The following is a 17282-nucleotide window of genomic DNA, read 5'->3' as shown; positions in this document are numbered from 1 at the left end:
GATATGAATCCAGATAAGACCCCACAAAAAGGCAGTGTTAAAGTTGCCGTAATCGAAGACGAAATTAGTATTTGTGATATGTACAAGATGAAGCTATCTTCTGCTGGTTACGCCGTAGAAACTGCTCACAACGGGCAAGAAGGGCTAGAATTACTCAACAACTTTAGGCCACAACTCATTTTGCTCGACTTGAAAATGCCTATTATGAGTGGCGACGAAATGTTAGCTAAGCTTAGAGAAACAGAGTGGGGTGCAGAGATTCGCGTAATTGTCTTGACGAACATTAGTAGAGATGAAGCTCCACGCAATCTGCAATTTTTAAACATTGATCGATACATAGTTAAGGCGCATCATACTCCGTCACAAGTATTAGAAATTGTTCAAGAGATTATCTAACTCTTATTATTAGATAATATTTGTGCTCTTGCTTGTGCAACTTAGGCTTTTGCCGTAACATACATATATGGCGAACAAGGTCGCAATTGTCGAAGACGATCAAGCAATAGCCCAGATGTACAGAATAAAATTCGAAGCAGAAGGGTACGACGTTGACACGGCCGAAAATGGTCTGCTCGGTTTAGAGCTTGCCGAAAACATGAAACCTGATATTATTCTGCTTGATCTAATGATGCCTGAGATGAATGGCTCAGAAATGCTTGCCAAACTCCGAGCAACCTCCTGGGGTAGAAATATCAAAGTTGTTGTTCTTACAAATATGGGTGAACAAGAAATACCAGAAGAAATCAAACAACTGAACGTTTCAGCAGTAATCCTTAAGGCAGACATGACGCCCAAACAAGTAGCCGATCTAGTAAAAAAACTCCTGTCTTCTTAAAAAAATTTGTTTTAACCATTGATTTAACTGATAATAATACTTATGAACATTGCAATTGTTGGGTTTGGCGAACAAGGTCGCTCATCTTTTAATTATTGGTTTAGTAAAGGTGACGTAGTGGTTATTTGTGATAAAAAACGTGACCTAGAGCTTCCAGCGGGCGCTATCGATAAACTTGGTTACAGTTATCTGGATGATCTCCATGAATTTGATCTCATAGTTAGGAGTCCTGCAGTACATCCAAGAACAATCCTTGAAGCAAACCCAGATCACCCTGAAATTATCGATAAAATCACCTCGAATACAGAAGAGTTCTTTAAAGTATGCAAAGCACCGATAATTGGGGTAACTGGTAGTAAAGGTAAAGGAACCACCTCAACATTAATTACACGCATATTAGAAGAGTCGGGTAAAAACGTACATCTTGGCGGTAATATTGGCACACCCCCACTTGACCTATTAAAAAACAATATATCCGAGAATGATATTGTTGTTCTTGAACTAGCAAACTTTCAACTAATCGACCTTAGATACAGTCCGCATATTGCAGTCTGTTTGATGATTACAGAAGAGCACCTTGATTGGCACCCTGATATGTACGAGTATATTAATGCAAAAAAACAGATTTTTGCACATCAGACAGTCAACGATGTTGCTGTATACAACGCCAAAAATGTTTACTCCACTGAGATAGCTACGGCATCTCCAGCACACTACAAGATAGGCTACGATGCACCCATAGACGAACATGAACCGATTGAATCTACTGACGGAATTTACGTTGACGGCAACCATATCAAGGCCTTTGGTAAGCATGTTGTCAGTCTGCATGATATCCACCTCAAGGGTCGTCATAATCTACAAAACGTCTGCGCTTCGATTGGCGCGACTTGGGACTTGATTGGAAAACGACCAAAAATTATCAAAAAAGCTTTAGACGGTTTTGTTGGCTTGCCACATAGACTTGAGGAAATCGGCACTCTAAATGGAGTAACTTTTGTGGACGACTCGTTTGGCACTAATCCAGCAACCGCAGAAGTAGCAATCAAAGCATATGACCAACCAAAAGTATTAATTATTGGTGGTTCAGATAAAAATAACGACTTCACCGACCTAATAGAAACCATCAATAACAGTAACATTCGCCACATTGTGGCAATTGGCGAAATGGGCCCACGTATTATAGAAATGTTGAAAAACTCGCCTAACAATAAAAACACACCATATACGATCATAAATTCCTCTCAAACAATGAAGGACATAGTATCCACCGCGATACACTTTGCTCAAAGTGGAGATGTAGTATTACTATCGACAGCTTGCGCCAGCTTTGATATGTTCAAAAACTATAAAGACCGTGGCGAGCAGTTTAAGGCAGAGGTTAACGCCCAAAACCTTGCATAACCCTTTGTAGTTGTTTAATCACTGGTTCTTCTGGTTGTAAAACTTTAGCTCTACCGTTTGATACTGTTTTTATTCGATTTTCAATCCAATGATAATGTGTGCACCCGAGAACAATTACATCAACTCCTTTACTGCAAACATCGTTAGTGATCATTGATATCTTTTCCTGGTCAATTTTACTTTCCTCGATCATTTTCGCCCAGTCACTACAATCAGGCTCGATCACCTCAATATTTTGCGCATAAGACTTCTTTAGACCTTGATACCTATCGCTAGATAGAGTTGATGGGGTTGCCAAAACAGCAATTTTGTTAGATTTTGTACTCTCACAAGCTGGCTTAACCATTGGCTCCATGCCTATTAAAGGAACTGTTATTTCACTCCGCAGTCGATCTATTAACGTCGTTGTAACCGTATTGCAAGCTATCACAATGACATCACACCCATCGGTAGTCATTTTTTTTAGAATTGGTAGCACAAGTTTTATCAACTCTGCTTTTGTCTTCGTCCCGTAAGGTACGTTTTGGGGATCATTCATAAAAACAATATTGTCTTTCGGGAAAGCCTCTTCTATAGCCTTGGCAACTGACAACCCACCGACACCAGAATCAAAAACCCCTATCTTCATAAATTGCTTGTGGACATCTGAGCCCTTGTTGCTCTAATTACATTCTCAAACAATGCACACACAGTTAATGGACCAACCCCACCCTTAACGGGCGTTATTGTTATGTTGGGCAAGTTCCTAACTTCTTCTGCTACATCACCAACTAATCCATTACTATCAGTTGCGACGCCCGCATCAACTACGACTGCTTTTTCTTTTATCATATCTTTAGTAATTAATCCTGGAACCCCTGTTGCGCAAATTAAAATATCAGCTTTTTGTACCTCTTCTGTTAAGTTGTTGACCTTTTTGTTAACAACATGAATATTGTATCCCGACTGTAGCCACATCTTTGCCAAAGGCCTACCAACCAATCTGCCGTGACCAACAATAACTACTTGTTTATCTGTAAAATTCACGTTATATCCAGCCAACAACCAACTGATAGCCATTGGTGTAGCAGGGTCATAGATGGCGTTTTTGCCCAAAGCATCGACATCCTTAACTGGCGTGACAGAATCTAAAACTTCTGAGGTCTGTGATTTATCAGGCAATGGGATTTGAACGATAACTCCGTGAACATCATTGTTCTTGTTTAGGCTATTTATAAGCCTGGTCGCTTCTGACTGATCAATAGTATGAACATCAACTTCAACTCCAATATCTGCACCATAGTTCTGCTTTAATCTCATATAGCTATCAACAATAGGGTCAGGGTTGGTTCGAATAATCGCCAACTTGGGACTAATTTTATGTGATTGACGCAAAGTACGAACTTGTTTTGCCTGACGTTCTTTAATAAATCCAGCCAACTCACCGCCATTTAATTCTTTCATATCTAATTTGTTATTTTAGCATAATTGAATAACGACCCATCCTCTAAATAGGTCGTTATCAACTGATATACTTATATATTGAATTTCTATGCGCTTGGTGGAGTGGTTGTGTTATTGTTTTGCGCTGGTGGCGTCTGAGAGTTTCCTCCGCTAGTTGATGGAGTTGCCTTTGCAGGAACAGACCCTTCATACTTTGCGTCGCCAAAGCCCAAAATCAATAATCCGATTAATGAAAATATTATCAATCCAAACACCGCAAAAACAGTATCTTTGCCAAATTTTTTAGCCAATTCTAAAGCTATTAACACATACAAGACTAAGGCAGCTATTCCAAAAACAAATCCGATTATTGGGATAACACCCCCTAAACCGACAATTGCCCACCATCCAGGCTTACCAGCAATTTCGGCCAACACCCATCCGTTGTAAATTGGGATGATAGCTTTCCAGCCTTCTACCCCGGCCTTTGTGAATACCTTCCATAATGCAACAATAGCAACGACCACAAAGACAAGCCATATGATCATAAAAAACCCTGAAAATATTAGCAACCCAGCAGTTGCCTCTGGACTAGCCGTTGAATTATATGTAGTACTGTATGTTTGTGCTAAAACATCAAGCATATTCCCCTCCTATGCTCTTAATTAATATGCTCGAATTATATACCTGTTTTGCTAAAAATAAAATGCTTTTTTTGCGCAATCTAACATTTTACAAACCACTATATATCTGTTAATATATCTAGCGTGTTGGGCCAGTAGCTCAGTTGGTTAGAGCACCTGCCTCTTAAGCAGGGTGTCGAGGGTTCGAGCCCCTCCTGGCCCTCCATTATTGTTTATGTTTTTATATCTACTACTCTATGATTATTAACCCAAGCAAAGCATCTGTCTTGTTCTCGGTCATTCTAAATCTATAACCATTTTTACTTTTTACTTTTTACTTTGTACTTCATATGAGTATATTCAACATTTTCAAGAAGGTTCACATCATAGACCATCCATAAGTCTACGCGACACCTAGGTCTTTCCAGTGACTTTGGTTTCCATTTATGAAAACCTTCTAGTATTGGCAGTACAATTGGTGCAACATCGATCTTGCGGGCATATCCAAAAAGATCAATATGCTTGTCGCTTACTCTTACCTCATTTTTGCTGTTCTGACTGTAACGATCCGTGCCTGTGGCTATAATCTGATTGATTAGTTCATTTTTGGGCAATTTATGTTTTTCAGACTGAATGCCACGTATTATTAAATCCTTGCCCTTAAAGTTAGCGAGCAATGCTCCATCAATGTACTTACCAACTTTCTCCAGATCTAGTTTATCGTTAAAGGTATAGATAGGAATTGAGATTGTGTATTCTTTGCTCATGTTATAAGCATATATTAATCACAGAATCTAACATTATTTTAGTTGTAGTACGATCAGCTATGTCAGCTAATTCTATCTCGCCGATGCATATATGAAAGTCTTCCTTTTTGCTACAATACAAGAGTGAATAAAGCAGAAGTAGTTAGTTATATAGAGTCGCAGAAGAGCCTGCATTTATATAAAGAACTGCAAAACGCTTTTATTGATGTGCTAAGCAAGTTACCCAAAGAGCAATTCGAGAGAATGCGTAAGTATCTAATAATTATGGCTTTTCATGAAGGAACGATTGGTCAAGTAATGCACTTTGAGGCAAGAAACGATAACTTTGCAGTTATGCAACTTTACATTCCAAAAGACATACCAAACGATGTTCTAAGATGGGTTATTGCACACGAGCTAGGACATGTAATGCAGGGGAGAAATTGGCAAATGCATGACGGCGATAAGCTTGAAGCTGATGCAACTGCTTTTGCTAAGAAAATTGGTTATCTCAAAACTAAATCGATTAACGACTGGTTGACCTATAAGAACTCTGAAAAATAGCTACCGCATCATACACGATGGCCCTCTAGTACTGAATTTTAATCTGTGGGCTACATACTTTGCTCTAAGCTTTGTCTTCGAGTTTTTGCTTGAGGGAAAAGAGATCTTTTGGAACTTGCTTTTTGCTCTTACGTCTGGCAAATCCTACAAATAACTTACCAATACCACGCCCTATGAGTTCAAGTTCAAATGTAACTTTCGAGTGTAACCCACCCTGCACAGGTTTGACACTTATTGAGATAAGAGCCTGCATTGGACCATTGTCTATTCCCTTAGCAGAAATTCTCTTCGGTGGATTATACTCAATCACCTCCGACGTAACTTCTCTAGGGCCACCTGGCATTTTTCGGAGTTCAGTATTACGCGTACCAACTCTAGTGGGGCCTTTAGGTTCTTTTTTAGAACTTATGATTGCTTCTTGCCACTCGCCGTGTTTGTCGAGCTGAGCTATGTACGCAAACACGTCATCGGGTTTTCGATTAATCTCAACACTAGATTTAATCATAGTATTGATTTTAACTATTTTTTCAAAAAAACCAACCAAATATTTTAAAGAGCCAAAACTGTTGATCTAAGTCCATAAAATAGCCATATTTTGGTTGCGATAGCCTCTGCTAATACCATCCAAATTCTCTAGTACACTGAGTTTCTTTTTAACGTTTTTGCTACAATAAAAAATAATGAAAAACAGAAAAATATTAAAGTCGGTGTCGTAATTGTTTTAATACTTGTTGGTTTATTTTTGCCATTAGGAAGTTATACAACTACAAAAGGATGCCCTGTCGACCCGACTCCTACCAAAAGACTTCATTTAATATTTAGGGATTCAATACAAGAAATCAAAAATAGCGATGTTGAACCACCTACAAATGTTAGTTGCTCTATGAATACTAAATATGCGCTTTATTTTCTCTAAACATAGTTGTAGTAGCATCCACGATGTCCATCAAGTTCATGAAGCCACCAAAGTGTGACTTTTAAATTGACACAGTAATGGCTAGAACCCGTGACACTCGTGTGGTGGAGGGGTGCGAATTGTCAGAGGCAATTTGCAAGGAAATCTTCCGATTAAAACTTGTTTTCAGTTGTTAGCTTTCGAGTTCGCTATACTAGCAAATAGCACTATCATTATTCCTGCATTTAGTTTATGCTTATTACATGGATTATCAAGAACAAAATCAAAATTTACCTCAAGCAAATATACCAGAATTAAACACGACGAATACAAGCAAAGAATCAAAAAAACCTATTTTACTTATCGTTTTGTTAATAATAGCTACTGCTTTAATTGCCTCTGGTGCTACTTATTTTTGGCAAAAATCAAAAAATAATGCTTCAGTTGTAAAGCTAAACGAATCTCAATCAAAAATAAATCAGTTGGAACAAAAGCTAACCGAGTTAACCAACGAAAAAGAAAAACCGCAAACGACTGTTAATCAACCCAAGACTAGCAACACACCAAACCCTGACCTAATTCCAGGAGACGCTGATACTCACCGAGACGATGGCAGAACATTAATAACTCTCGTTTGGAAGCAATCCCTAAAACCTACTGAAGTATGGATGGAGTATGGAACTGACCCAAGTAATCTTGATAAATCGTCATCAAAACTAACAAAAGAACTTGGAATGGGATCGGATACGTATACACAAGGATATAGTGTTGCTGTTAGTAATTCCGAATTAGAGCCCGGCAATACCTACTATTATCGCGTGGTAGCAACGATTAATGGAGAAACACAGAAAAGCGCAGTAGCAAGCTTTGTGGCTGTAAAATAGAACTCTGACAATAGATCATATATTATTTTGTTGCCATTGCTTAGATCATAAGGTTAGATAAATATTAACACTCTAGTTGAGTTTGCTGAGTGAGGAACACGGAGTTACTGCAAAGCAGATGTTAAACGAGCAAGGCTATCTAAGAACTTGTCAAATAATTTTCTTCTATCCCATTCATTAACATCCACTCTTTTAGAGTTGCTAAGATTTTGTTTTTGAACTTTAGCTAAATCGCTTACCACCTTTTTATCATAAGCCACGACAACACATTCTTGATTTAACTCAAACGACCTAATATCCATATTACTCGAGCCTATCACTGCTATATCATCATCTATTGTCATGTGTTTTGAATGCAATAACTTTGGATACTTATATAAGTATATTTTCACACCTGCCTTCATTAACTGGTCGTAAAATGACCTCTGGGCATGTCCAACCATCCATTGATCCATTGCCATAGAGTTAATTATCTTTACATCAACACCTCTCAAAGACGCAGAGGTTACCGCCTCCAACATAGCCTCATTTGGCACAAAATATGGATTTGTTATTACAACCTTGCTTTGAGCTTTATACATCAATGACGCAAACAATCTTGAGTTATTTGAGTTGTCAAACCCTGACCCACTTGGTACTAATTGAGCAACTACATCTCCTGCTTTTTTGGGCATTTTCCTAAACTTAGGGCTAATGATTTTCTGCAGTCGTTCTCCACTTTCAAAATACCAATCACATGCAAATACCGCCGAGCATTGTCTAACTATTGGCCCACTTAACTTAACAACCAATTCATCGTAATATATATCGTCCTTTCTATGGTATGTCCTGTCTATCATATTAAGTGAACCGATGTAGGCATATTTGTCATCTATAACTACAATCTTGCGGTGGTTTCTAAGGTCAGGCCGATTATACTGGCTTGGCCTAAACTTAATTGGCAACATTTCGTGCCATTCAACACCAATTTCTGTTAGAAGCTTTTTCATTTCTTTGCGTTTTGGATATGCTCTGTATCCCATACCGTCAAAAAGTAACCGAACCCTTACTCCTCTATCTACTGCCTCCTTCATAGCATCAAAAAGAGGTTTTGTGGTCTTATCTAATGCAACAATAAAGTACTCTATATGTACGAATTCCTTAGCTTTTTTCACTTCATTAATAAGATCCTTGACCGAATCATTATATTCTGGCTGTATTATCACAGAGTTGCCACCACTAGCCGGGAATTTAGCAAGTGATCTGTTTAAGGATATCAATGACCTTGCTCGGGCCTTTTGTTGTTCAGATAAACTCCCTATATCATCCTTCATGCTATCTGTTATGTTTGATATAAGCTTATCGGCAGTCCTCTGCATATTTCTTCGGTTTTTTGATAACCTTGGGTTACCGATTATCAAAAACAAAAGTATCCCTAAGCCCGGCAATATAAATAATAGTAGTAGCCATGCAATAGCTGAATTTGGATTTCTCTTCCTGGGAATATAGATAATAAATCCAATCCGAATAATCCAATCAATAATAAATAATGCAACTGCTGTCCACGTTAAATTGTCAATCATAGAGGTGATTATATCAGATGCAGGAACCATCAGAAAATGCTACTAGTTCGCTGAATTTGGGTCGCCAGGACATGATGACGGTGCTGAATAACAAACAGTGTCCTTTCCCCAAGAGTTTCCAGAGAATGTTTTATTTTTTGCACCTGTATCAAATGCATAAATACCACCCTCTAGGCTAAATTTTGGATATCCGGATTGGGCTGTGTATACATTATCAATTATTTGGATTGATCCGATCCCAGATGATCCTCCATAAAATCTTACTGGATAATAGCTACCGCCTGATATTTGATTATGTTTTACAATATAATTCTTATCTGGATAGCTATCTTCGTCAGCATAAACCACAACTGATCCAGTACCGTTAAACGGTGGCGAGCTTGAATTATCTCGACAGCCTGCACCCGGACCGTTAGAGAAACCACCATTTGTGCATGCTTCCCATCGGTTTCCTATAATTGTATTTTCCTCTATATTAACCGTGCCGTTATTGCTAGAAAAGTATACGTCTGCTGCATGACCTTCATAACGAGTATCTGAATGGAATGGCTTATCGTCATAATCATAAATGTAATTTCTGTAAATATTGATCGTTCCACCAGGGTCAGTATCTCCGAATGCATCAATATTATGCGACCCCCCTCTTACCTGAGAATATTTAAGATTAAATTGCCCGTAACGCGCCCTGATATTGTATTCAAATCTATTACCATCATCAATGATACAATGGTCAAAATTTACATTCTTTGGAGAAGTTGAACCATCACCGATAAACAAAAATCCGTTCTCTGAAGTGGCTGAACCAGTATATAAAATCTTACAATTTTTAAAGGTCACATTACTGGCAGTTATATAAATACCTCTGGGATCTGTGGCGTTAATTTGAATACCATCAAAAGTTTTGCCATTATCCGAAGTAGTAAAGTCTCGCTGTGCCATAGTAGTAAAACTTGTTCCCTTAGCTGGACCAGTGTTTTGCAGGGTGGCCGGCCAGGTCCATTCAGCACTAACATCATTACCAAACTTTACAAAATTATTGCCAGTTCCTGATGCAGAATCATCGTGAGCAATGGTTACATTTCCTGTCCTGGTACCATTTTCAGCTTCTAGAGATATACAACATTGACGATGCTTTAGAAAACGCCAGCACTATTGTACCCACCAACGCAAACAAGCTTATGACAATAAGAGTAGTTTTTCTTTTCTTCGTGTCTTTAAGTTTTGTTGTTTGCATATACATTAGTATACCACTCTACCTCAAGCGCTAACCACAAACCGATCCATTAGATAGATGCGGATTACCATTATCGATATTTTCTCCTGTTTCGATTACAGTATTACCAGTTCGTTTCCAGCCATCTGTGGGACCAACCCTAAACCATGTCATGCCGTCCCATCCAGGGCCAAAACCCACACAAGGATTGAATATAGTACTGAAGCGATTGTATTTGAAAATAATATTAGAAGTACTAAACCCACCTAAATTATTCGACTCTGAAGGGCTATAATCTTCAGCATATATAGTAGCGCCACCACCTGCAAAAAGATTATTTTGCACTGTAATGTTATTACTTGACCGTAAGCTGTTCCATATTGCAATAGCAGAATCGGTGTAGTTACTGTCATCTGATGTCATATAAAATGTATTATGATCAATCATGCCATTATTCGCACCTTCCGTCTGGTATCCGTCAATATGACCATTGGATGTTTTGTTCGTAAAATCATGGAAATAGCTATTTTTAATAGTAAAATTATCGCCAGTCGTCTGCGAATATGCCACATCTGCCCAACTAAACACCCCATCATCGGCTCCGTAACAATTTATTGACTCTATATTAACACTCTTACCTTGATGCCAAATGCAAGCATGAACGCCTTTAGATCCATTAATCTCCACATTTGATATAGTGGCACTTGCGCCATTTTCGATATATATAGAGCCCCGACCATTAGCTGCAGTTCCAACAAGTCCAGTATTACATGTAATCTTTACGTTTTTTATAACAATATTGTTACCGGTCGCCCTTATACATCCAGAAATATCTTGACAACTTATTGTTGTATTATCTTTATTGACATCAATAACTCTTGATAGGCTCCCTGAATTCTTTATTAGAACACCACCTGAACATTCGCTTAATTTTGGGCCAGTATTATTCGGTCCTGCCCATCCACAATCTTCTAGGTGAGACCATAAATAAGCCCCGCCTTGTTGACATTTACTGTTGACACTACCAAAAATTATCGCTTTACCTCCTGAAGCAGTCTGATCATTAACAACTTTTGCTATACCATCGCTTGCCCCATTCTCTGCTTCTATCTGTAATGATATTGTTGAGGCCTTAGAAATTACAAGCATAGAGATACCCAAAACTGCAATAAGCCCAATAACATAAATACTAGATTGCCTTATTGTAATAGTTGCACGTCCAGGTCTAAGATTTCTAGTCCTTAATATTTTCATCTATCACTAGCATAACATAAGCTAGTTAACTACCGACAAATACGGATCCACACCACATACTAAGAACTACCCTAAATATATTAAACCAGTAAAAGAAATTCTAATTACCACCAACTTGTATATTTTTGTTTCAAGAAAATATAACTTAACGGGTACGATACTTGTGTATAATACTTCAAGTGAATAATATCCGACCAAAACATCTAGTACTTGTTAGGCATGGAGAAAGCGAAGGCGATGTTAGAAGATCAAAGATGGACCAACCCACAAGAAATGTCCTGAAAAAACACCCTAGAGATGAGGAGCAAACAGAACTAGGGCATCGCCAATCTTTAATTACGGGTAGGTGGATTTTAAAACATATCCTACAAAGAAACAATATTGAGTGTTTTGATTGGCAAATGACATCACCACTAATACGCACAATTCAATCTACAGAATCGCTCTCACTTAATAAACCATGGATAGAAGAACCTAAACTACTTGAGAGAGATAGGGGCTTGATTCAAGGAATGACAAGAGCAGAACATCAAGCAGAATATCCAAACAGTTTCACAGAAATGAAAGAACATCCATACTATTGGCGCCCACCAAATGGTGAATCATTGCTACGAGTTTCAATGCGTATTGGGGAATTGATAAATAGTTTTATGGAAAGTGATGCAAATTCAGCTATATTTATGACACATCGTGACTTGATTTGGTCATCCTATCTGCCTTTAATGATCACATCGGTTGAAAATATAGAAAGCGTGGACACCGAAAAAATTGAAAATAGCCAAATTACTTATTGTACAAATGTTAATCCACATACAAGAAAAGTCGAATCGACTGAGTTGTTATGGATACAAACTACTACACCCTGGAAAAGCTCAGACTCAGAGTTGAGGAAACTTCACAGTTAGGTTAGCTATCAAAAAGGGCTTCACTATAATGTCATCGAGAAATATTTGTTATATTTTTACAATATCAGCAATATTAAAGGCCAGAAAATGTCTTGGGTGTATTATCATTAATGTTGTTTGAGCCAACGCTAGGTTTATTAACGTAATTATTTGGAGATGAACCGTTATTTGAGGGAGGGGTTACAGAAGTCACTGTACCGGGCGTAGGCGATGAGTGCATTGCACCCGTGAAACCATGCATGGAATTATGATTCGTTCTCGACATAACAAACCAAACAGCGCCTCCCGTAATTCCCGAAATTACAACAATCGGAATAATTACCTTTAATAACTTGGACAATCTGGCAAAAAGAGATGGCTTTGTAGATACATAAGACGTCCCTGGCTTAGGTATACTTGTTTGCGGATAATATACTTCTGGCGCTGGTGTTGTCGCATCAGGAACTAGAGTCGTAGTATTAGAACTTTGCGGTGGGGTGGTTGGTGCTGGAGTTTGAGTAGGCGTAGGCCTGGTAACGCTCTGTACCGGTTGTTGTGTGGGGGTGGCTGGGTTCGGAGATACCGTTGGCTGAGTGGGTGACGCAGGAACTTGAGGTGGAACTAGTGATAATGTTAGCGTTTTTGCGCCCACAGACACCACATCACCATTTGATGCTTCTGTGAATAATTTTGAAGATGGACTGGCCAATACACTAATATTTGTATTCCCTCCACTAGTTTTTGCTGTAAACCTGAGCTTTGCAATAAATACCGTGCCTTTCGGATAATTGGCTACATTATATCTACTTATTGTAACTGAACCTGGGCTAGAAGTTGATTCAGGAACATCATTACTTATTGGAGATCCCGTGTAATCTGCACCTCCATAAGACAACTTGGTGCTGTCATAGTTCACAACTGCATGAGCAACTGTCACACCTGAATCAGTAGTTGATGACAAAGTTACATAAACATCAGAGCCTTGTGTAACGGTCTTAGTGTTCGTAGATAGGTTAAAATCGCCAGTCGCTGCATAAGTAGCAAACACAATCCAAGCCATAAACGCACTAATCAATACAATAAAGCTTAGTTTCATTGGTGTTAATTTAAACGAGCGATAGTGACGTCCGTGAGTTTGTTTTGTGCTATTCTTTATATTCTTCATATTATTTTTCATATTATTTCTTCCATAATGCTAATAACTTACCTAGATCTTCAATGCCTACCATGCCATCGGGTTGCCCATTCGCGCCATTGCAATCTCCATCCTTTCCGCTCGTAACTGACTTCTTCCAATTTGCCAGCAATCTAGCCAGATCCGGCAAGTCAACTGTACCACTTGAATCAAAGTCACATGCCTTACCTCCAGAAGATGGCGCAGTTACTGTGAAGCTCATGGTTTGTTTTGCCTCCAGGTTGGATGTATCCACAGCCGTTACTTCTAATGTATGGGTACCTTTAGTTACAGTTGTCGTAGCGGAATATGGCGAAGAATTGTCTGAGCCAATTTCTTGTCCATCTAGTTTGAATACAACTCTTTGTATCGCTATATTATCGGATGCATTTGCTGAGAAGGTAAATGATCCTTCGGGAATTGGAGTACTCGAGTTTGGTGGATTGGTAATACTAACATTCGGTTTTGTAGTATCTGGTATAACATTATTTATTGTTATGCTGATTTCAGTGCTTGTTCTTTTATTTCCAGATACATCTTCGGCCATCGCAGTGAGTTTATATGTTCCATTTGTATATTTAGTAGTGTCTAAGTCGTAGGTATACGGCGACATGCTATCTGCTGGAGTAAGTGGACTTCCGTTGAGTAGAAATGTAACACTCTTAATAGCGTCATTATCACTTGCCTGAGCAGTTAATTGCTTGGTTCCGCTTAATGGTGATGTGGGTGCAGATACCGACACTTGTGGTGGAGTAGTATCAATAACCGTTAAACAAGGATTTCCTTGCGCATCTGTAGGCACACATCCGGTGTCTTTTACGAACAGTACTTTATCTACCTTGACCCCACTTTCCCTTCCTATCAAACTCATAGTATAGGTTCGTGCAGAAAGGTTAACGCCTACTGTTTTATAACTTTCATTTCCGCTATGATAGTCGACCCACTTCCATGACCCCACGGGCACATTAACGTCCCCGATGGCAACACAGCCACCGTCGTCATTTTTAAACCATACTGAATCGTTTCCTGCTGTTTCAGCACTCATCCTAACCCAAAGCTTATACTCTCCCTCTTGTCCTGATGGTACGGTATATTGTTGGGTAACTTTACCTAAAGATTCGTCTGAGCACTCCGTTGCTGCCTGTGCCTTGTGTAATGATAAAACTAGCGACACCGACAAAAGAAGAGCCGTGAGTAGTACTATCATCTGTAATTTTGTTGATTTAAGTATTTTTATATACATCTTTGATAACTTTATCTTACCTTATTTCATAGTTTATATGCTTATATTCATTTGTCAATATTTGTTTTTTTCTGAATTTTCAAATATTTGCCCTATACTATACCTTAAGCATGATTCGCGCAAACTTACATGGCTTTACACTACCCGAGCTTTTAGTGACAATAGTAGTCATCGGTATTGTATTTATGGGGCTTAGTAGTATTTTCATCAGCATTCAGCGTATACAAGTCAAAACAGCCTATTTAGAAAGTGCGACTAGGTCAGCGCAAAAAGAAATCGAATCATTACGCAATATTAACTATAACAATTTAACCGCTGGTCAAAACATTGACTTTAGTGACCAGCTAGTTGATCTGCCAACCGGAAGCACAGGAAGTGTAGCCGTTACTGAGCCTTCACCGGGACTAAAAAGAGTCGACGTAACCGTTACATATAGTTATGAAGGACAAACTAAAAATGTAAACTTAAGCTCATTAATAGGAGTAATCGGAATCGCGCAATGAAAGATAACGGATTTACCTTGGTAGAGCTTATGATAACGATCGGCCTGACAGCCTTACTTATGGGAGTAGTGTTGACTTTTGCTATGAACAGCTTGGTTCAATATGCTAAGACTGAAGTAAGAACGGATCTGCTCAACGAAGCTCAAGCAGGTTTAGATGTTATTAACAATGATATAAGGCTATCGGGCAATGCCGATCTTAATAACAGAATATCTGATGATAATGCACCTGGAGCCCCTGATGATAAACTAAGCTGGCTTTCAGACTCTGATACATTAATTTTAGCCACAGCAGTAGAAGATACTAATGGTGATATTATTTTTGCAGACCCCGCACTGTATATTTCTGAAAAAGATAACAATGTTTACTATCTAGACAACGGCACTCTGTATAAGCGCACTTTAGCAAATGACGTTTCTGGAAATACCACAAAAACTACCTGCCCACCACCCCAGGCGACCGAAACATGTCCCGCTGACAGAAAATTGTTAAGTAATATTGAGACATTCCAGGTCAAATACTATAACGACCAAAACGCAGAAGTGACACCCACAGAAGCACGGTCTGTCGAATTATTTGTTAAACTACAAAAGACTTCTTATGGTCAACCACTATCAGTAGAATATTCAACAAGAATGGTGTTTAGAAATGATTAAGAAAGCAAACAGCCTTAACAAAAACCAAAATGGAATGCTACTCATTAGTATTATGATTATTGCGGGCGTTCTGATTATTATAGGATTTTCGATAGCTAGCCTATCTATTAGTCAATTTACCATCAGCAACAACAAAGTTTACACCGCCAACTCTTTGATGGTAGCCGAAGCTGGAGTAGAACAAGCAATGCTTCAGTTAAATCAAAATGAGAATTTTACTGGTGATACAACTGAACAGGTTTTCTTCAATAACACTACCCAGGGTCGAGGAGTTTATACCTCAACGGTGACCGACGATCCTGGTGATACTAACGCTAAGATTATTACTTCAACAGGAAAAGTTTATCGCTACAATCAAACAACAAACCCAATTGGAACGCGTATTGTTAAAGTAACCATAGTTGGGACAAGCTCAACCGGATATTCAGTACATTCTGGGCCAGGAGGGCTAATACTTGGAGGTAGTGCAAATATCACAAACTCAGATGTCTACGTTAACGGTACCATAACAATGAATGGATCTGCTAAAATTGGGACTTATGCGCAACCCGTTAATGTAAATGTGGCCTATAATTCTTGTCCTGCCGGAAACAACCCTGGACCAACCTATCCAACGGTTTGTTCTTCTGGTCAGCCAATCTCTACAGCTTGGAGTACGGCTATCTACGGAACGGTCTGTGCAACCAACCAGACTAGTAATAATTACCCTAGCGGAAACCCTAGCGGAAACATTTTGCCAGGAAGCACCGGTGAAGGCCTTAAAACTGGCTGTACCGCACCACCAGTACAGCCACCGAGTTATGACCGAGCGGGACAAATTGCATCAGTAACAACTACAGGATCCGGTAATAGCAACACTTACGTTTGTAAAAATTGGCCGTTCACTCGAACCTGGCCTGCTAATTTAGAGCTAACAGGAAACGTAACCATAGGAGGCAGTTGTGATGTAACCATTAATGGCAATGTATACATCACTGGAAACCTGACAATCAATGGCGCCGCAAAGGTAAGAATTGCCGACGGAGTTGGCACAACCCGACCAATGATTATTACTGATGGCAACATAACTACAGGTGGTTCGGCGCAGATAATATCTAACTCCTCGGGTACTGGAGCACATTTTATTAGTTTTAAGACAAATGCTAGCTGTAACCCAAACTGTACTAGCTTATCGGGTAACGATCTAAAGAATAGTCAAACCCTACAAACTGTTTCAGTAGGTGGTGCAGCTAACTTGCCTGGCATGATTTTTCAATCTTACTGGGGAAAAATTACCATTGGCGGTAGTGGAAATATCGGTGCAGCCGCTGGCCAAACCATCGACTTAAGCGGCGCTGGAACCGTCACCTTTGGAACTGAATTATCATCAGGAAACCGAACTTGGACTATCAGTAGTTATCAAGAGTCATTCCCGGATTAA

General features: G+C 39.1%; 18 protein-coding genes, 1 tRNA gene and 1 pseudogene. 10 read left to right on the top strand and 10 right to left on the bottom strand.

Translation table 11 applies throughout. The features are described 5' to 3' along the window. Positions 1-3 precede the first annotated feature (3 nt). The 3 genes from H6793_02820 (at position 4) to murD (ending at position 2239) form a co-directional block, all read left to right on the top strand. A complete protein-coding gene (locus tag H6793_02820; protein USN95242.1) occupies positions 4-396 on the top strand; it encodes a response regulator in 393 nt (130 codons plus the stop codon). Between the two features lie 67 nt (positions 397-463). Next, complete coding sequence (locus H6793_02815; GenBank protein ID USN95241.1) at positions 464-835, top strand: response regulator; 372 nt, start codon at positions 464-466, stop codon at positions 833-835. 42 nt (positions 836-877) lie between these two features. Next, on the top strand, positions 878-2239 hold the full coding sequence (murD, locus tag H6793_02810; GenBank protein USN95240.1) for a UDP-N-acetylmuramoyl-L-alanine--D-glutamate ligase: 1362 nt from the start codon (positions 878-880) through the stop codon (positions 2237-2239). On the opposite strand, the gene murI is transcribed toward murD, so the two are convergent. The 3 genes and pseudogenes from murI to H6793_02795 all read right to left on the bottom strand — a co-directional run bounded on the left by murI (position 2217) and on the right by H6793_02795 (position 4209). Continuing rightward, entirely contained in the window at positions 2217-2867 is a 651-nt protein-coding gene (murI, locus tag H6793_02805; protein USN95239.1) for a glutamate racemase, read from the bottom strand. The genes murD and murI overlap by 23 nt on opposite strands. Beyond that, positions 2864-3682, bottom strand: coding sequence for a bifunctional 5,10-methylenetetrahydrofolate dehydrogenase/5,10-methenyltetrahydrofolate cyclohydrolase (locus tag H6793_02800; protein USN95238.1), 819 nt, complete (start codon positions 3680-3682; stop codon positions 2864-2866). Before H6793_02800 ends, murI begins: the two co-directional genes overlap by 4 nt. Positions 3683-3861: 179 nt before the next feature. Further along, a pseudogene (locus H6793_02795) lies at positions 3862-4209 on the bottom strand (hypothetical protein). Positions 4210-4433: 224 nt separating this feature from the next. Between H6793_02795 and H6793_02790 the strand changes: the two are divergent. Then, positions 4434-4510 (top strand) — tRNA-Lys (locus H6793_02790). Positions 4511-4604: 94 nt separating this feature from the next. On the opposite strand, the gene H6793_02785 is transcribed toward H6793_02790, so the two are convergent. Beyond that, a complete protein-coding gene (locus H6793_02785) occupies positions 4605-5051 on the bottom strand; it encodes a hypothetical protein (GenBank protein ID USN95237.1) in 447 nt (148 codons plus the stop codon). Positions 5052-5174: 123 nt separating this feature from the next. Here H6793_02785 and H6793_02780 point away from each other — a divergent pair, with 123 nt between their 5' ends. After that, entirely contained in the window at positions 5175-5594 is a 420-nt protein-coding gene (locus H6793_02780) for a hypothetical protein (GenBank protein ID USN95236.1), read from the top strand. A gap of 64 nt (positions 5595-5658) precedes the next feature. Here H6793_02780 and H6793_02775 read toward each other — a convergent pair whose 3' ends face one another. Continuing rightward, positions 5659-6099 carry an SRPBCC family protein gene (locus H6793_02775; protein USN95235.1) on the bottom strand — a complete coding sequence of 147 codons (441 nt, stop codon included), beginning with the start codon at positions 6097-6099 and terminating at the stop codon, positions 5659-5661. A gap of 653 nt (positions 6100-6752) precedes the next feature. Here H6793_02775 and H6793_02770 point away from each other — a divergent pair. Continuing rightward, entirely contained in the window at positions 6753-7373 is a 621-nt protein-coding gene (locus H6793_02770; GenBank protein USN95234.1) for a fibronectin type III domain-containing protein, read from the top strand. Between the two features lie 104 nt (positions 7374-7477). On the opposite strand, the gene cls is transcribed toward H6793_02770, so the two are convergent. The 3 genes from cls to H6793_02755 form a co-directional block, all read right to left on the bottom strand. Next, the gene (gene cls, locus H6793_02765; GenBank protein USN95233.1) at positions 7478-8935 is read right to left on the bottom strand and encodes a cardiolipin synthase; all 1458 of its coding nucleotides are present in this window, start codon (positions 8933-8935) and stop codon (positions 7478-7480) included. Between the two features lie 42 nt (positions 8936-8977). After that, positions 8978-9874, bottom strand: coding sequence for a hypothetical protein (locus tag H6793_02760; GenBank protein ID USN95232.1), 897 nt, complete (start codon positions 9872-9874; stop codon positions 8978-8980). Positions 9875-10199: 325 nt separating this feature from the next. Continuing rightward, complete coding sequence (locus H6793_02755; protein USN95231.1) at positions 10200-11402, bottom strand: hypothetical protein; 1203 nt, start codon at positions 11400-11402, stop codon at positions 10200-10202. A gap of 179 nt (positions 11403-11581) precedes the next feature. Between H6793_02755 and H6793_02750 the strand changes: the two genes are divergently transcribed. Further along, a complete protein-coding gene (locus H6793_02750; GenBank protein ID USN95230.1) occupies positions 11582-12307 on the top strand; it encodes a histidine phosphatase family protein in 726 nt (241 codons plus the stop codon). Positions 12308-12380: 73 nt separating this feature from the next. Here the strand turns inward: H6793_02750 and H6793_02745 are convergent, their stop codons facing one another. Beyond that, positions 12381-13451 carry a hypothetical protein gene (locus H6793_02745; protein USN95229.1) on the bottom strand — a complete coding sequence of 357 codons (1071 nt, stop codon included), beginning with the start codon at positions 13449-13451 and terminating at the stop codon, positions 12381-12383. 13 nt (positions 13452-13464) lie between these two features. Further along, a complete protein-coding gene (locus H6793_02740; GenBank protein USN95228.1) occupies positions 13465-14703 on the bottom strand; it encodes an Ig-like domain-containing protein in 1239 nt (412 codons plus the stop codon). 110 nt (positions 14704-14813) lie between these two features. Between H6793_02740 and H6793_02735 the strand changes: the two genes are divergently transcribed. Genes H6793_02735 through H6793_02725 form a run of 3 tightly spaced genes read left to right on the top strand, consistent with a single transcriptional unit; the run spans position 14814 to position 17282 of the window. Further along, entirely contained in the window at positions 14814-15206 is a 393-nt protein-coding gene (locus H6793_02735; GenBank protein USN95227.1) for a prepilin-type N-terminal cleavage/methylation domain-containing protein, read from the top strand. Beyond that, positions 15203-15862 carry a prepilin-type N-terminal cleavage/methylation domain-containing protein gene (locus tag H6793_02730; GenBank protein USN95226.1) on the top strand — a complete coding sequence of 220 codons (660 nt, stop codon included), beginning with the start codon at positions 15203-15205 and terminating at the stop codon, positions 15860-15862. The genes H6793_02735 and H6793_02730 overlap by 4 nt, the downstream gene beginning before the upstream one ends. Next, a complete protein-coding gene (locus H6793_02725; protein USN95225.1) occupies positions 15855-17282 on the top strand; it encodes a hypothetical protein in 1428 nt (475 codons plus the stop codon). Before H6793_02730 ends, H6793_02725 begins: the two co-directional genes overlap by 8 nt.

It is taken from the genome of Candidatus Nomurabacteria bacterium (genome assembly GCA_023898625.1).
Taxonomy (GTDB): Bacteria; Patescibacteriota; Saccharimonadia; order Saccharimonadales; family JAGQNJ01; genus HK-STAS-PATE-36.
The sequence above is the reverse complement of the archived record's forward strand: the minus strand, read 5'-3'. Positions and strand labels throughout refer to the sequence as shown.

Coding starts and splice junctions, on each gene's coding strand:
- H6793_02820 (USN95242.1), top strand. CDS start 4: ATGAATCCAGATAAGACCCCACAAAAAGGCAGTGTTAAAGTTGCCGTA.
- H6793_02815 (USN95241.1), top strand. CDS start 464: ATGGCGAACAAGGTCGCAATTGTCGAAGACGATCAAGCAATAGCCCAG.
- murD (USN95240.1), top strand. CDS start 878: ATGAACATTGCAATTGTTGGGTTTGGCGAACAAGGTCGCTCATCTTTT.
- murI (USN95239.1), bottom strand. CDS start 2,867: ATGAAGATAGGGGTTTTTGATTCTGGTGTCGGTGGGTTGTCAGTTGCC.
- H6793_02800 (USN95238.1), bottom strand. CDS start 3,682: ATGAAAGAATTAAATGGCGGTGAGTTGGCTGGATTTATTAAAGAACGT.
- H6793_02785 (USN95237.1), bottom strand. CDS start 5,051: ATGAGCAAAGAATACACAATCTCAATTCCTATCTATACCTTTAACGAT.
- H6793_02775 (USN95235.1), bottom strand. CDS start 6,099: ATGATTAAATCTAGTGTTGAGATTAATCGAAAACCCGATGACGTGTTT.
- H6793_02770 (USN95234.1), top strand. CDS start 6,753: ATGGATTATCAAGAACAAAATCAAAATTTACCTCAAGCAAATATACCA.
- cls (USN95233.1), bottom strand. CDS start 8,935: ATGATTGACAATTTAACGTGGACAGCAGTTGCATTATTTATTATTGAT.
- H6793_02760 (USN95232.1), bottom strand. CDS start 9,874: ATGGCACAGCGAGACTTTACTACTTCGGATAATGGCAAAACTTTTGAT.
- H6793_02755 (USN95231.1), bottom strand. CDS start 11,402: ATGAAAATATTAAGGACTAGAAATCTTAGACCTGGACGTGCAACTATT.
- H6793_02745 (USN95229.1), bottom strand. CDS start 13,451: ATGAAGAATATAAAGAATAGCACAAAACAAACTCACGGACGTCACTAT.
- H6793_02740 (USN95228.1), bottom strand. CDS start 14,703: ATGTATATAAAAATACTTAAATCAACAAAATTACAGATGATAGTACTA.
- H6793_02735 (USN95227.1), top strand. CDS start 14,814: ATGATTCGCGCAAACTTACATGGCTTTACACTACCCGAGCTTTTAGTG.
- H6793_02730 (USN95226.1), top strand. CDS start 15,203: ATGAAAGATAACGGATTTACCTTGGTAGAGCTTATGATAACGATCGGC.
- H6793_02725 (USN95225.1), top strand. CDS start 15,855: ATGATTAAGAAAGCAAACAGCCTTAACAAAAACCAAAATGGAATGCTA.